Source organism: Bartonella sp. SL317 (assembly GCF_059687655.1).
In genome coordinates, this window is sequence record NZ_CM185144.1 from 2,240,001 (window position 1) to 2,254,283 (window position 14,283).

At 37.4% G+C, this 14,283-nt stretch carries 8 protein-coding genes and 3 pseudogenes (1 of these 11 cut by a window edge); 5 read left to right on the plus strand and 6 right to left on the minus strand.

Annotated elements, in window-relative coordinates:
- The 3 genes and pseudogenes from AC6ER9_RS09300 to AC6ER9_RS09310 all read left to right on the plus strand — a co-directional run.
- A protein-coding gene (locus tag AC6ER9_RS09300; protein WP_497074419.1) for a Fur family transcriptional regulator crosses the window boundary here: on the plus strand, positions 1-301 show its 3' portion. Its footprint begins 92 nt before the window's first position; only the last 301 of its 393 coding nucleotides appear in the window; the start codon falls outside the window, past its left edge; it ends in the stop codon at positions 299-301.
- 152 nt (positions 302-453) lie between these two features.
- Positions 454-1,546 (plus strand): annotated as a pseudogene (locus AC6ER9_RS09305) (HlyD family secretion protein).
- Positions 1,547-1,570: 24 nt separating this feature from the next.
- Positions 1,571-3,145 (plus strand): DHA2 family efflux MFS transporter permease subunit, encoded by a 1,575-nt coding sequence (locus tag AC6ER9_RS09310; protein ID WP_497074420.1) that lies wholly within the window; start codon positions 1,571-1,573, stop codon positions 3,143-3,145.
- A gap of 1,780 nt (positions 3,146-4,925) precedes the next feature.
- Here the strand turns inward: AC6ER9_RS09310 and AC6ER9_RS09315 are convergent.
- The 3 genes from AC6ER9_RS09315 to trhO all read right to left on the minus strand — a co-directional run bounded on the left by AC6ER9_RS09315 (position 4,926) and on the right by trhO (position 9,176).
- Positions 4,926-5,510 carry a GNAT family N-acetyltransferase gene (locus tag AC6ER9_RS09315; RefSeq protein WP_497074421.1) on the minus strand — a complete coding sequence of 195 codons (585 nt, stop codon included), beginning with the start codon at positions 5,508-5,510 and terminating at the stop codon, positions 4,926-4,928.
- A 73-nt stretch (positions 5,511-5,583) separates the two neighbouring features.
- The gene (locus AC6ER9_RS09320; RefSeq protein WP_497074422.1) at positions 5,584-6,717 is read right to left on the minus strand and encodes a type III PLP-dependent enzyme; all 1,134 of its coding nucleotides are present in this window, start codon (positions 6,715-6,717) and stop codon (positions 5,584-5,586) included.
- A 1,541-nt stretch (positions 6,718-8,258) separates the two neighbouring features.
- The gene (gene trhO / locus AC6ER9_RS09325) at positions 8,259-9,176 is read right to left on the minus strand and encodes an oxygen-dependent tRNA uridine(34) hydroxylase TrhO (protein WP_497075353.1); all 918 of its coding nucleotides are present in this window, start codon (positions 9,174-9,176) and stop codon (positions 8,259-8,261) included.
- A gap of 97 nt (positions 9,177-9,273) precedes the next feature.
- Between trhO and eda the strand changes: the two genes are divergently transcribed.
- Positions 9,274-9,939 carry a bifunctional 4-hydroxy-2-oxoglutarate aldolase/2-dehydro-3-deoxy-phosphogluconate aldolase gene (gene eda, locus AC6ER9_RS09330; protein ID WP_497074423.1) on the plus strand — a complete coding sequence of 222 codons (666 nt, stop codon included), beginning with the start codon at positions 9,274-9,276 and terminating at the stop codon, positions 9,937-9,939.
- Positions 9,940-9,966: 27 nt separating this feature from the next.
- On the opposite strand, the pseudogene AC6ER9_RS09335 reads toward eda, so the two are convergent.
- From AC6ER9_RS09335 to AC6ER9_RS09345, 3 genes and pseudogenes are all read right to left on the minus strand, one after another.
- Positions 9,967-10,345: pseudogene (locus AC6ER9_RS09335) on the minus strand (ferredoxin reductase domain-containing protein); the annotation flags it as partial.
- A gap of 55 nt (positions 10,346-10,400) precedes the next feature.
- Positions 10,401-10,835 (minus strand): annotated as a pseudogene (locus AC6ER9_RS09340) (ferredoxin reductase domain-containing protein); the annotation flags it as partial.
- 55 nt (positions 10,836-10,890) lie between these two features.
- Positions 10,891-11,721 (minus strand): ferredoxin--NADP reductase, encoded by an 831-nt coding sequence (locus tag AC6ER9_RS09345; RefSeq protein WP_497074424.1) that lies wholly within the window; start codon positions 11,719-11,721, stop codon positions 10,891-10,893.
- Between the two features lie 1,093 nt (positions 11,722-12,814).
- Between AC6ER9_RS09345 and alr the strand changes: the two genes are divergently transcribed.
- Positions 12,815-13,930, plus strand: a complete 1,116-nt coding sequence (gene alr, locus AC6ER9_RS09350) for an alanine racemase (protein ID WP_497074425.1) — start codon at positions 12,815-12,817, stop codon at positions 13,928-13,930.
- Positions 13,931-14,283 lie beyond the last annotated feature (353 nt).

Consider the following 14,283-nt stretch of genomic DNA (forward strand, 5'->3'; position numbering starts at 1 on the left):
TTTACGTGAAGAAGGTTTTCGTGCACCTCTCCAAGTTTATCGTGCGTTAGAAAAACTTATACAACTAAAATGTATTCATCGTCTTGAAAGTGCTAATGCCTTTATGGTTTGTTTACATCCTGAAAAGTGTCAACACGAACTTACTACTTTCATCATTTGTGAAAACTGTGGCAAAGTCAACGAAATACAAAATCAAACGATTGTATCAAGTTTAAAACAAATGGTCCAAGCTGTTGACTTCCAAGCACACAAAAGCACCCTAGAAGTACGGGGCCTTTGCAAAAAATGCGCAACAAAATAAAATCTCTAACTTGCAAGTCCATATATTTAGCATTATGTTTTAAAAACTACTTTGTTATTTAAAAAGCTCTTATCGTCCTTACATATATGTCACCCTACCAGAATGATGGGCTTATGATACTCATTAGAATATAAATATTGAAAGTATAAATCATGTCCATGACTGAGACAATTTTTTCAACTAAAAATTTCAATAAAACAAAACAAAAGAAAGCAATTAAGGCTCTTTTTATCGTTCTTGCAATTTTTATGCTTTGGTTTAGTTATAAGTGGATAACACATTGGCGTTATATACTCTCTACTGAAGATGCCTATGTGCAAGGAGATATAGCGGCTATCGCAACTAAATTAAATGGATATATAGAAAAAATTGCGATTAAAGCCAACCAAGTTGTAAAAAAAGACGATATCTTATTTTACTTAGACAATGGTGATTATCAAATAGCCTTGGATCAAACAGAAGCGCATATTAGCACACAGAAAAAAACACTTCTCCGTATTGATGCACAAATCACAGCAGCACAGAGTGCTTTAGATGATGCAAAAGCGCAAAAAGCAGCCGCTTCAGCCATAGCAACCAATGCACAACTCACCTTAAAGCGCGTAATAGAACTGAAAACCAATCATTATGCCCCTCAGTCGAATGTTGATGATGCCAAATCAGCTTATGAACAAGCCGTTGCGAATGTAAACCGTGCGGAGGCACAAATAGCTGCAGCACATGCCAATATCCAAGTGCTGGAAGCACAACGGAGTGAAACAGAAAGCCAAACAAAGAGTTTAGAACTTTCACGTGAAAAAGCACAACGTGATCTTGATTCAACCATTATACGGGCACCATTTGATGGAATCATTGGAAATGTAACGGCAAAAACAGGAGATTTTGTTGTAAATGGCCAACGCCTTGCAGCATTGGTTCCTATACACGCGCTTTATGTTGAAGCAAATTATAAAGAGACACAGTTGCAAGACATCAAAACTGGACAAACAGCTTATATTACTGTAGATGCTCTCAAAAAAGAGGTCTTTACTGGAAAAGTGCTTTCTATTTCGCCCGCAACAGGGGCTGTTTTTTCTCTTCTTCCTCCACAAAATGCTACCGGTAACTTTACAAAGATTGTCCAACGCATTCCCGTGCGGATTTCTATTCCAGAAGAAGCCTTAAAGACCGGTCATATCCGAGCGGGAATGAGTGTTTCAGTAGAAGTTGATACACGTAAAACCACAAGATAAAAGTTTCTTATAGTAACAAAAAAATGACCTTATTATTATGACATCTTCCATACCAAAGACCATACAGTCTCAAGAGAGTATAGAAATCCGTAACATTGTGCTTTTCATAGTTATGGCCTTTGGTATGTTCATGGCTATTTTGGATATCCAAATCGTTGCCTCCTCTTTAGCTGAAGTTCAAGCTGGTCTTGCTGCAAGCTCTGAAGAAATTTCGTGGGTTCAGACCTCCTATCTCATCGCTGAAGTCATCATGTTACCCCTTTCTGGATTTTTAGGAAGATTGCTTTCAACACGCGTTTTCTTTACGATCTCAGCAGTTGGATTTACGATTACCTCTATTCTTTGTGCAACAGCAACATCCATTAACGAGATGATTATATACCGTGCATTGCAAGGTTTTATTGGTGGAGGAATTATCCCAAGCGTTTTTGTCGCATCTTATGTTCTTTTTCCTCCTTCCAAACGTCCAGTGGTCGTTCCTATTGTTGGACTCGTTGCAACACTCGCCCCTACTATTGGCCCAACGGTTGGAGGATATCTGTGCCATCTCTTATCATGGCACTGGCTTTTTCTCGTTAATGTGCCTTTTGGCATTATTATTTCAATTCTCGCATGGAAATTGATTAATTTTGATAAAGCAGATCCATCTCTCATGGCTAAATTTGACTGGTTAGGGCTCATTTCTATGGCTGTTTTTCTAGGAACTTTAGAATATGTACTAGAAGAGGGTGCACGTCATAATTGGCTCAGTGATCAGTTGATTCGGGACTTATTCATTATCATGATCTTGTCTGCTGCCCTCTTCTTCTGGCGCGCTTTTACGGCAAAAGAGCCTATTGTTGATCTTACAGCTTTTTCTAATTTTAATTTTTCTGCTGCATCCATTTTTTCCTTTTCCTTGGGAATAGGTCTTTATGGACTCACATATCTTTATCCTGTCTATTTGAGCCAAATCCGCCATTATGATTCCCTCATGATTGGAGAAACATTGTTTCTTTCAGGATTGGTCATGTTATTCACTGCCCCTCTTGCTGGATATCTTTCCGCACGAATCGATGCACGTTTAATGATGGCGATAGGACTTTTGGGCTTTGCAATAGGCACTTGGATGGCGAGTTCTATTACAGACAACTGGGATTTTTGGCAACTCTTTTGGCCACAAGTTTTCCGTGGTTTTTCTGTAATGTTATGTATGGTTCCTGTTAATAACATTGCCTTAGGCACACTCCCACCAGAACGAATGCAAAATGCTTCTGGACTTTTTAATCTCACACGGAATCTGGGGGGGGCTGTAGGGCTTGCCATTATTAGCACTCTCATGACAAAACGTACAGACTTCCATTACGAACGAATAGCTGAAACGCTCAACCATGCAAACAGACAAGCAACTGAAATGCTTTCAAAGCTTACTTTATTCTTAAAAACAGAAACCTTTGATTCCTATACGCTTGCTCTTTCTCAACTATCTGGTATGGTCCATGTACAAGCAACGATTATGGCTTTTAGTGACATTTTCTTTATCATCACTATCATCTTCGCTATTTTAGGATTTATGACCATTTTTCTCAAAAAAATACCGCCCCTCACAGATGATTCTCCTCCCAGTCACTAAATAACCTAAATTGAGGAATATTTTTCAATTACTTTTCTCGATACCTTTGTACTTTATCTCCTCTCAATAAATACATGCACTTCTAAATGATTCTTCTGATAAACATTCTTTTCCATGAGAACGCTTTATGCGTTAAGGGGTAACTTTTCACATAAAAAATTGTTTTAGAGAATAATAAACAAAAAGCTCATATCAAAGTGCTCCACACCATTGTGCTCCCATCTTTACCGTTATAGAATCAAAAATCATTAGCTTTGCCTACCCCAATGTTGCGACTTCCTTGATATTTAAAAGGATTCATAAGAAACACGCCTTTCTTATAAAGTTTTTCTTCATACAACTCTCCTTATCTGTAACGTGTAAAAGACATAGCTTTGATTGATTTAATCTTGGAACAGATTTGGAATGAGAGAAACTTTCGAGATTCAGGGAAGCCAATTCAATAGGTAAAAAATACAAAAAGCATGAATTTTTCTTATTAATCAATAAGTTATCATAAAAAAGAATTTCTTTTGATGAGATTTTTGATTTCTCACTATGGGTCGTAAAAAACATGATAAAGAATATTGCTGCCTGTTATGAGATCTCTCATCTTTCTGCCATCCCTATTTTACGTGATACCCTGTATGAAAATGATTCTATAAGATTCTTTATACTTTAAGAGAATAAAATACCTTTTTCTTTTCCTCTTCCCCTTTTGAGGGAAGGAATAAAAGATTTATTTTTATTCACATCCCCCCTTTCCCTTATAATGTTCAAGATAATATTTTTTGCTTCTGAATGTAAAAATTTAACATAAGAGAATCATCCTATATCCGACATACTCATATCAATTAAAAAACATTGTCTTTAAAAACGATTATCTTTATAGAGTAAAAGAAGTAAGAGTTTGTTTTTTAAGAATCTTTCAAACCTGTGATATTATTTTTTTATGCTCTTCTAAAGAATCCCATCCCTGCAATTTTGATTCTACCGTCGCACATTGTTCTCTCCGATTATTCAACACACACTCAAAACGCATAGATTTCTCAAAATATCTTTCTTTTTAAATAAAAGTTTATCAATGAATGATTTCTTTCTATGCCCTCATTATACAGTAATGAATCCACAATTGTTAATGACAGCAATCTATCTTCAATATAAACGTCTACACACTTGTTTAACTTCTCAAAGACGCACATTCGCCTATATTGAGTTCCCCCAAAAATACTTTAGAAATTCTTCCAATATCCTTAGATAAGCACTGATATGAAAAATTCACGAAGTATAAATGAGAGGCTCTCATTTGTAATCATACATTGATTTATAAATATGGTTTATCATTTTACATATTATAATGAGCAATCCGAATATCGTGAATACCTTTCTATTTGGAAGCTATGTACGATGAATCAATCGAAACCATTTCCCTATCCCCTCACAAATAAAGAGATGAAAACTGTTTAAGAAAAGAATAAAAAACATCTCAATATAAGATCAACCAATGATATGAAGGGCTGGAATTTTTTAATGATACCAGCTAAAGCATCCCAAATCATTCAAGAAGTCGGTTTCTTTCCATATTATGATCATAGGACACACTTTCAAAAAATAAGCTTTAAATATATTGCAATGAACTTAACCGAAACGATCAAAAATAAGAAACCAGTCCCATAAAAAAGTTCGCACAACGTAATCACAAAACAACACCCCAAAGCTTTGTACAAACATCTTGCGACCAAGCAATAGGCTCTCTCTCAACGCTAACAGTGTTGTGTTAACAATGAAATAAATACAATTTTCAAGCCACTTTATGCTGCTGAAAACGATTCGAAACTTCTCGTTCTCCACAAGCAACCAAAGTGCCATAACATCCGGAAAGATAGCGTGGTATCAATTCCAAAGCTTGAAAACGATGTTTTTCATAAGGACCAGGCATTGCCAAATTTTCTGTTAAGCGATTTGAAAAACCAAAACGTTGATAAAATTCAAAATCTCCTACCAATAAAATAGCGCCATACCCCAATTTCTTTGCTGTTTCAATTGCATGACGCACTAAAATTGATCCTATGCCCTTACCAGTACATTCAGCTGCAACAGCTAAAGGGCCCAAAAGTAAAGCATGTTGTATTTTATTTTTTTCTTTAAAAAAAGAAACATGCCAAAGACGGACACTCCCCACAAGTTCACCAAGCGCATTTTTAACCACAAAAGAAAGCCCTTGAGCCGCTAACCGACCACGACGTAAAGCCTCTGATGACTTACGTTTACGTCCATGCCCCATCGTTGCCTCAAGCAAAATTTCCCGATCAAGCTTATCTGCTTCCTGCTCTAATAAAAGTGTAAAAAGTTCCCCATCTTTTGTTTGAAAATTAATCATGTTCATCTCAATAACCACCCTTTTATAGTGCAACAATGGGCATAGAAAAAAATCTAAAAAACATATTGAAAAGGAAATTTTAGATCACATACGATCGTAAAGGTTCAAAGCCATTAAAGGCAACAGATGCGTAAGTCGTTGTGTAAGCGCCCGTTCCATGGATCAATATCTCATCTCCTATCGTTAGAGATAGAGGCAGTGGATAAGGTGTTTTTTCATAGAGAACATCTGCCGAATCGCATGTTGGTCCAGCCAAAATACAAGGCTCCATCACTTTGTCATCATGAGAGGTTTCAATAGGATAACGAATGGCTTCATCCATAGTTTCGGCAAGACCATTAAATTTCCCAATATCCAGATAAACCCATCGGACATTATCATTGTCAGCTTTCTTAGAGATCAAAACAACTTCTGTGCGAATAACCCCAGCATTGCCAACCATCGCACGTCCTGGCTCAATAATCGTCTCAGGGATACGATTACCAAAATGTTTTTTTAATGAATCAAAAACTGCCGTGCCATAAGCTTGTTCTGTAGGAACATCTTTCAAATAACGCGTTGGAAAACCACCCCCCATATTCACCAACTTTAATGAAATACCTTCTTGTTCCAAATTTTTAAAAACATGAGCAGCATCCGATAAAGCACGATCCCACGCACTCAGATCAACCTGCTGAGACCCAACATGAAAAGAAACGCCATAGGCTTGCAAACCTAATTGGTGTGCGCGTTTTAACACATCAACCGCCATAGCAGGGACACAGCCGAATTTGCGTGACAATGGCCACTCTGCCCCTTTTCCATCGGTAAGAACGCGACAAAAAACACACGCTCCTGGAGCAACACGTGCAATTTTTTCTACTTCTTCAATACAATCAACCGCATAAAGTGCAACACCCAAGGCATAGGCTCGCGCAATATCACGCTCTTTTTTAATCGTATTCCCAAAAGAAATCCGCTCTGGTGTTGCCCCAGCATCTAAAGCCATTTCAATTTCTGCCACAGAAGCAGCATCAAAAGAAGACCCTAAAGAGCTGAGCAAACGCAAGATTTCAGGCGCTGGATTTGCCTTTATTGCGTAAAAAATACGAGACTGCGGCAGAGCTTTTTCAAAATTTAAATAGTTGTCACGAACAACATCAAGGTCAACAATGAGGCATGGACCTTCACAACGATGTGTTGCAAGAAAATCGCGAATACGTTGCGTTGCCATCTGCAATTCTCCTTGAGGGAATGCTCCCTCACTCTAATGCTTAAGACAGCCAAAACTGCCAAAAGCCAAAAGACAAAAAACACACAACAACCATCCCCATTCTGATTATAAACAACCAGAAATTAGCATTGTATGCAGCGAAAGAACAGCGCGAAAAACGCGTTATTCCATTTTATCTGCCTTTTTGATTGGAGTTGAGAAAACCACTTCCGCACTGAAGGCAATGAGGTGTGCCTCTATAGTTATCCCAGCATTTAAAAGCTGGAAGACACCAGAAAGGCCCGCACCGTCGTTGCTTCAAGATGTCCTCATTCTTGCAATTGGCTGTAAGAATGACTGGAGCGGTTAGTTCCAGGTACCGTACCGGTTGATCTCACCATTTGAGAACCAGCGGACACCCACAGGCACGTGCGACTTTGGGCAAGGGATTCTATAAAACGAATTCTTTCTCATTTCAATCATTTTTTTAATTTTAAATATTTTTTAATTTTTAAAGAAAATATGATGCGAAAAAACAACACTCTCCTTCACTAAAAAGTCATCCCTCCGCTTTCATGGGATTACGCCCCTCCACCATCCATACTCCTTAAATCACAATCCTGCTTTAAAAGCGCCTCTTGTTTAGCTTCCTTATTCTATTTTCCAATATCATCTATAGAAAACAACGTAAAATATTGTACGCAACCCATTCATTTATAATCGATACTTTATTATTTTGACCTTAGCTCAAGAATCCCACCGTAAAAGGCTTTCATTTCCATTTTCTTACAATAAAACAATTAAAATTATTCGGCTTTCCCATCACAAGAAGGACTAACGCGCGTGTAAAAAATATTAAAGAAAGGACGAAAATATCTCTTATGAACCGTGCTAAGGGATGGTCCGTAACGTTCCGAAACTGGCAAAATGCAAAATGTATGACACTACCGGCTTGCTCCTTCATAAGCATAAAAGATGGTGGTACTCAATGGATTGACCATTATACCATTCACGAGCCATAGCCCAAACAAGCTATCATGCAAAACTCCCCGTACAATAGCGCTGTTAGAGTATAACTCAACTGCGTATCACTTTTATACTTATGAAAGTTAAACGAATGCCCCATTCTATCTACCAACGCTCAATATTGCAGAAAATTTTGCATTTGTTTCATATTATCATGTTTTTTGCCCACACATTGCTCTCACGTATAACGTACAAATGAATGGAATTCACATGATTCGTCATTATCAAATTTTAAAAAATAATTTTCACGATATTCAAATCTTTTATTCAAGATGTAAACAGTAAATTATTATAAATCAATGTGCTAAACTGTTATTAAACAGCTGCTCCATTTTAAAATAAAAAGTACTTGAATACTCAATTCTATCAAATAACAGGAAGAAAACGATCTCTAATGATTATTTATAAATTAATGTAAAGCAAAAGACCGAACAATATCCAGTCTTATAAAATATTTTTCTACGAAAATTAAAAAGCTCTTCTCCCTTAAATATAAGAGAAAAAAGCAAAATTTAAATCCCTACCCAACGATATCCTTATGTCCCTTGATGGGCATCCATTGCACGCAACTTCAACAATTGGAATTGTCTATGGCGCTCACGAAACCGTTCTCTATCAGCTTCACTACGCGTGTTATAACAAGCATCACAAGAAACACCTTCCTCGTAATGAGGCGATAATTTGCTTTCAGTATTCAGAGGCGAACGACACGCGCGACAGAGTTCACGTCCACATTCCTCAAGGCCATGTTGAACAGAAACACGCTCATCAAAAACAAAGCATTCTCCCCACCATAAACTTTCCTCTTTTGGAATTTTTTCTAAATATTTTAGAATCCCCCCCTTTAAATGATACACTTCTTCATACCCAAGTTCACGAACATAAGCGGTTGATTTTTCACACCGAATACCACCGGTACAAAACATAGCAATTTTCTTTTTCTTCTTTAAATCTGCCTCATGTTGACGCACCCATTCAGGAAATTCGCGAAATGTTTTAATATTGGGATCAATGGCTCCTTGAAAACTCCCAATTGCGTATTCATAATCATTACGCGTATCAATGAGAATTGTTTCTTCATCTTGAATAAGAGCATTCCAATCTTCAGGGTCCACATAAGTACCCACAACTTTTAGTGGATCAACCCCTTCAACCCCCATGGTCACAATTTCCTTTTTCAAGCGCACTTTCATGCGATGAAAAGGCATTTTCGATGCCCATGAATATTTAATCTCTGGCGTTTGAAACGCTGGCTCAGCCGTAATAAAATCAATCAACGCTTCGATGGCTTCACAAGAACCAGCAACAGTTCCATTAATTCCCTCGTGTGCTAAAAGGAGAGTCCCTTTGATACCCTTTGCGTGACATAAATCCTGCAAAGGTTTTTGTAATTGACGATAATGCTTCAACTCTGTGAAGCAATAAAGTGCAGCAACTTTAAAATTCTTTTCCATGTGTTTTGCCATAGCGCGGGTTTCATCCAATTTCAAGATCGATTCATTTACTCTTTAACATATTGTGTTTACAATATCATCTCGAAGAAAGAATATCATGTGCCAAAAAAGAGAAAAACTTTTATTATATTTCCAGGGACAAACCGTTATACCTGTTTTGCTCATTGATGATCTAGAAAATGCTGTCCCCTTAGCATGCGCTCTTGTCAAAGGGGGATTAAAAGTAATTGAGATCACCTTGCGAACACCAAATGCTCTCAAAGCAATTAAGAAAATTACACAAGAAGTCCCTGAAGCAATTGTTGGAGCCGGAACAGTTCTCAACACAACACACTACGAACAAGCCGAACAAGCTGGAGCAAAATTTATCGTAAGCCCCGGATTCTCAAATGAATTAATCAATTGTGCAAAAAATAGTGAAATTCCTCTTCTTCCTGGTGCAATGACCCCAAGTGAACTCATGCAAGCACTCGATAAAGGCTATTCATATCTTAAATTTTTTCCTGCCAAAGCCGCTGGAGGAATTACCTTTATCCAAGCGTTAGCCTCTCCTTTTTCTGAAGTCTTTTTTTGTCCTACGGGTGGTATAACACAAAAAAGTGCAACACAATGGCTCAAACTTCCTAACGTCTTCTGCGTTGGTGGTTCTTGGATAGCGCCCCAGCAGCTCACTTCAACAAAGGATTGGGATTCAATTAGTGCACTAGCGTACACTGCATCACAACTTTGCTCTCACCCCACAAAGGCACACTCTACAACGTGAAGGTGCGGGAGCATTATCAGCCCCCCTTCAAATAAGACCAAAACCTTCACACATCCTTGCACAATCTTTTAACATTGCCATAGAACCACAAATCATCACTCGATCTTCATCAGGATGAATTTTAGGCAGACCCGTCGTTTCAAAAAACACCCATTCTCCATCACAGTTGTAATACGCCCCATATGCTCAGAAGGTTCACGGGTGGTCATGGGATAAAATTTCAACTGTTTCGCATATTCACCAATCAATGAATCTTTTTGTAAAGAGCAAACGAGGTCTTTTGCATAAGTCAACGCATTCTTTCCACGCGTTGTTTGAATAAGGACCACTTCTGAAAATTTTTCATAAATATCAGAACCACGAATAAGGCTTGCAAAAGGAACATCGCCGTACCAGTTGAAAGAAGATTGTTTGTTGTTTAAAAAAGTACACGACAAAAGCAAGGAGTAGCACCAATTTCCTCACCCCACAAAGGCACGTTCTACAACGTGAAGGTGCAGGAGCATTATTCGCCCCTTCGACAAGACCAAAGCCTTCACACATCCTTGCACAATCTTTTAACATTGCCATAGAACCACAAATCATCACTCGATCTTCATCAGGATGAATTTTAGGCAGACCCGTCGTTTCAAAAAAACACCCACTTTCCATCACAGTTGTAATACGCCCCATATGCTCAGAAGGTTCACGGGTGGTCATGGGATAAAATTTCAATTATTTTGCATATTCACCAATCAGTGGATCTTTTTGTAAAGAGCAAACGAGGTCTTTTGCATAAGTCAACGCATTCTTTTCACGCGTTGTTTGAATAAGAACCACTTCTGAAAGTTTTTCATAAATATCAGAACCACGAATAAGGCTTGCAAAAGGAACATCGCCGTACCAGTTGAAAGAAGATTGTTTGTTGTTTAAAAAAGTACACGACAAAAGCAAGGAGTAGCACCAATTTCCTCACCCCACAAAGGCACGTTCTACAACATAAGTTGCAGGAGCATTATTCGCCCCTTCGACAAGACCAAAGCCTTCACACATCCTTGCACAATCTTTTAACATTGCCATAGAACCACAAATCATCACTCGATCTTCATCAGGATGAATTTTAGGCAGACCCGTCGTTTCAAAAAAACACCCACTTTCCATCACAGTTGTAATACGCCCCATATGCTCAGAAGGTTCACGGGTGGTCATGGGATAAAATTTCAACTGTTTTGCATATTCACCAATCAGTGGATCTTTTTGTAAAGAGCAAACGAGGTCTTTTGCATAAGTCAACTCATTCTTTTCACGCGTTGTTTGAATAAGAACCACTTCTGAAAATTTTTCATAAGTATCAGGATCACGAATAAGACTTGCAAAAGGAGCAACCCCCGTACCAGTTGAAAGAAGATAAAGGCGTTTTCCAGGAATAAGAGCATCAAGAACTAGCGTTCCCGTAGGTTTCTTCCGCATGAGAACTGTATCACCAATTTTAATTTTCTGCAGATGCTCGGTTAAGGGTCCTCCTGGCACTTTTATCGAAAAAAATTCAAGCTGTTCATCCCAAAAGGGACTTGCAATCGAATAAGCGCGGTAAATCGGCTTTTTTGCATTTGGCAAACCGATCATAACAAACTCACCCGACCGAAAACGAAAACTCTCCGGACGATTCAGTCGAAATTTAAATAACCGATCCGTGTAATGATAAACCTCTTGGACAGTCAGAGCAAATACATTCTCTGGAATCGGAAAATCTGAAGCAACGCTGCTGCTGTTTGACGAAACTTTGGTAGCAGACGTATTCATACTCTTCCCCATATCTTTATTGAACGTTAAATTTCGAATCCTTGACGTGATATAGTACGTGCATAGCCATCTGCCAACAATTTTCTTAAAACAAAACTCTTAAGATGAACACTTTTATGTCAAAATCAATCGAATAAACAAAATACAAATTATATTCAAAGAAAAAGAAAAAAACATTAAATGTTAAACAATTACTGCATTCGTTTTACTGTACGCATTTCCACTTTAACAGATCATGCATAGCGTATAGCGCAACGCTATAAAACTTTTTTACTTTACAAAAGTTATGACTAAAAAACTTAAAATAGGTAAAGATAAAACTTTTGTTGATTGAATAATAATGTCACGATTTCCCAACAAAATTCCAGCATTACATCCGTTATTTTTGACCTTTTTTACACTACTATTTCCATCAATAAATGAGCCTAATACACTTTAATGATCGACAAAATTTATTTCACTTAAAACCAATCAAACGGTAGAAAATCAATATCGAATCCCCAATTCATCTTGAAAAGAAATACTGTCAAAATCAACAGCTTTTAATGGATCAACAAATGGGTATCCATTCTTTTCCATTTGATAAAAGTAACTTTAAATGCATAAGACAACATCAAAAATTGTACAGATCAGCAATAGCATATCCCCATAATAAAAAATTGTAATTCATTGATTTAGAATATTTAATTAACCACTCGATATGCTCTTAAATAAGCAAGCTATGCTTGTTTTAAGAAAAACAATTCCATCCGCAACAACAGCATAACATTGCACTCTTCAAAATGATACAATACAATAAGTTATGTTTTATTTTTTTAATATGCCTCCGCTAGAGAAAATAAGTAAAAAACATAAAGTCCATGTTTTATCAATTATCAAACGACACTGGATTGATAACAACACAAATAAAACGAAAATATCTCTTATATTCAGAGGACTATTTTACATAAAAAAACGACTTTCATGATGCATGATTCAAGTATGGGAGACTTATGATTTTTATCATAACAAACAGTATTTTTTCCTCTATCGGAACCTCTATGAAATAATAAAAGAACAAGCCGTACGCACGAACAAAGATTAAGATGTTAAAATGAATAAATCCGTTAATAATGAAATAAATACATCCCTTTATGCAGCCATCGCAACTATTGATGTCAGTGCTATTGTCGCTAATTATATCGCTTTAGCCAAACGTGTAGCACCAACACAATGTTCAGCCGTTGTAAAAGCAAATGCCTATGGGCTGGGTGCTCACAAAATTGCTCCCGCCCTCTATCAAGCTGGTTGTCGCACTTTTTTTGTCGCTCACATCAAAGAAGCATTGCAATTAAAGAGCATTTTACCATCAAATGCCATGATAGCGCTTCTCAATGGGCTTCCACATTTGGCAGAAGAATTTGTCGCACAATCTGGTCTTGTTCCTGTTTTGAACTCCTGGAATGCCATTGAAGTTTGGCAAAATATTTGTCAAAAAAAGGATAAAAAATTTCCAGCAATTGTTCAAATCGATACCCATATGAATCGATTAGGACTTGATCAACAAGAATTACAAAAACTCATCAAACATCCTACAATTTTTAAAAACGCAGACATAAAATATATTCTCGCTCACCTTGCTAATGGAGAAGATGATACACATCCATCAAATTATGCTCAATTAACTTCTTTCAAAACGGCCCTTGCGCAACTGCCCCCTTGTAGAGCTTCCTTTGCCAATTCTGGAGGAATTTTTTTAGGCTCAGATTTTTATTTTGACCTTGTTCGCCCCGGTATTGCACTTTACGGAGTTGACCCTTCCGGAAAACACCCATCCCTTCTAAAACCTGTTTTAAAACTTGAAGCCCAAGTCATTCAAAACCGCGTTGTTAATGCAGGGGCACCTGTTGGTTATGGAGAAAGCTTTACAACCAACAGACCCAGCACTCTTGCAACCATTTCTATTGGCTATGCAGACGGCTGGCTTCGTTCTCTTTCGAATAAAGGAACTGTTTATTTCAATGGGCACGAACTTCCCATAGTTGGGCGTATTTCTATGGATTCCATTATTGTCGACACAACCGACCTTGATCAAAAACCTCAAACGGGTGACTGGGTAGAACTCATCGGGGCCCATCAAACACTTGAAAAAGTATCTCTAGATGCCAATACCCTTCCCAATGAAATTTTAACATCTCTTGGTTCTCGCTATCAATACATTTACACCTAAAGGCTCTCTAAATAAAGAAACTGATAAAAATTATCATCTTTAAAAAAATCAGAGAGTTTCTCCGAAAGATTTGACAACAATCAAATAAATGCATCATGAGATATTGGAAAGTCACAGAGAGCTCAAAATAGACAAGTTAATGGGCTGCCTTATGAAAGAGAATTTTACTAAAAACACAAAAATTGAATCTCTTTCTCCTACAAATTAACGAAAAAAAATCTATTGCCAAGTTTTTAAAATTAATAGCCCAATTAAGCTAAAACATTCATTCTCTTCATATCAGACAACACATTAAGTTATAATGATAGTTCACTGTTTTACATACTGAATAAGAGTACCCAGAGTACCGTAAG

Bases quoted from the DNA above. Each gene is read 5' to 3' on its own strand.
- AC6ER9_RS09315 (WP_497074421.1), bottom strand. From the start codon at position 5,510: ATGAACATGATTAATTTTCAAACAAAAGATGGGGAACTTTTTACACTT.
- eda (WP_497074423.1), top strand. From the start codon at position 9,274: ATGTGCCAAAAAAGAGAAAAACTTTTATTATATTTCCAGGGACAAACC.
- AC6ER9_RS09345 (WP_497074424.1), bottom strand. From the start codon at position 11,721: ATGAATACGTCTGCTACCAAAGTTTCGTCAAACAGCAGCAGCGTTGCT.
- AC6ER9_RS09310 (WP_497074420.1), top strand. From the start codon at position 1,571: ATGACATCTTCCATACCAAAGACCATACAGTCTCAAGAGAGTATAGAA.
- AC6ER9_RS09320 (WP_497074422.1), bottom strand. From the start codon at position 6,717: ATGGCAACGCAACGTATTCGCGATTTTCTTGCAACACATCGTTGTGAA.
- trhO (WP_497075353.1), bottom strand. From the start codon at position 9,176: ATGGAAAAGAATTTTAAAGTTGCTGCACTTTATTGCTTCACAGAGTTG.
- alr (WP_497074425.1), top strand. From the start codon at position 12,815: ATGAATAAATCCGTTAATAATGAAATAAATACATCCCTTTATGCAGCC.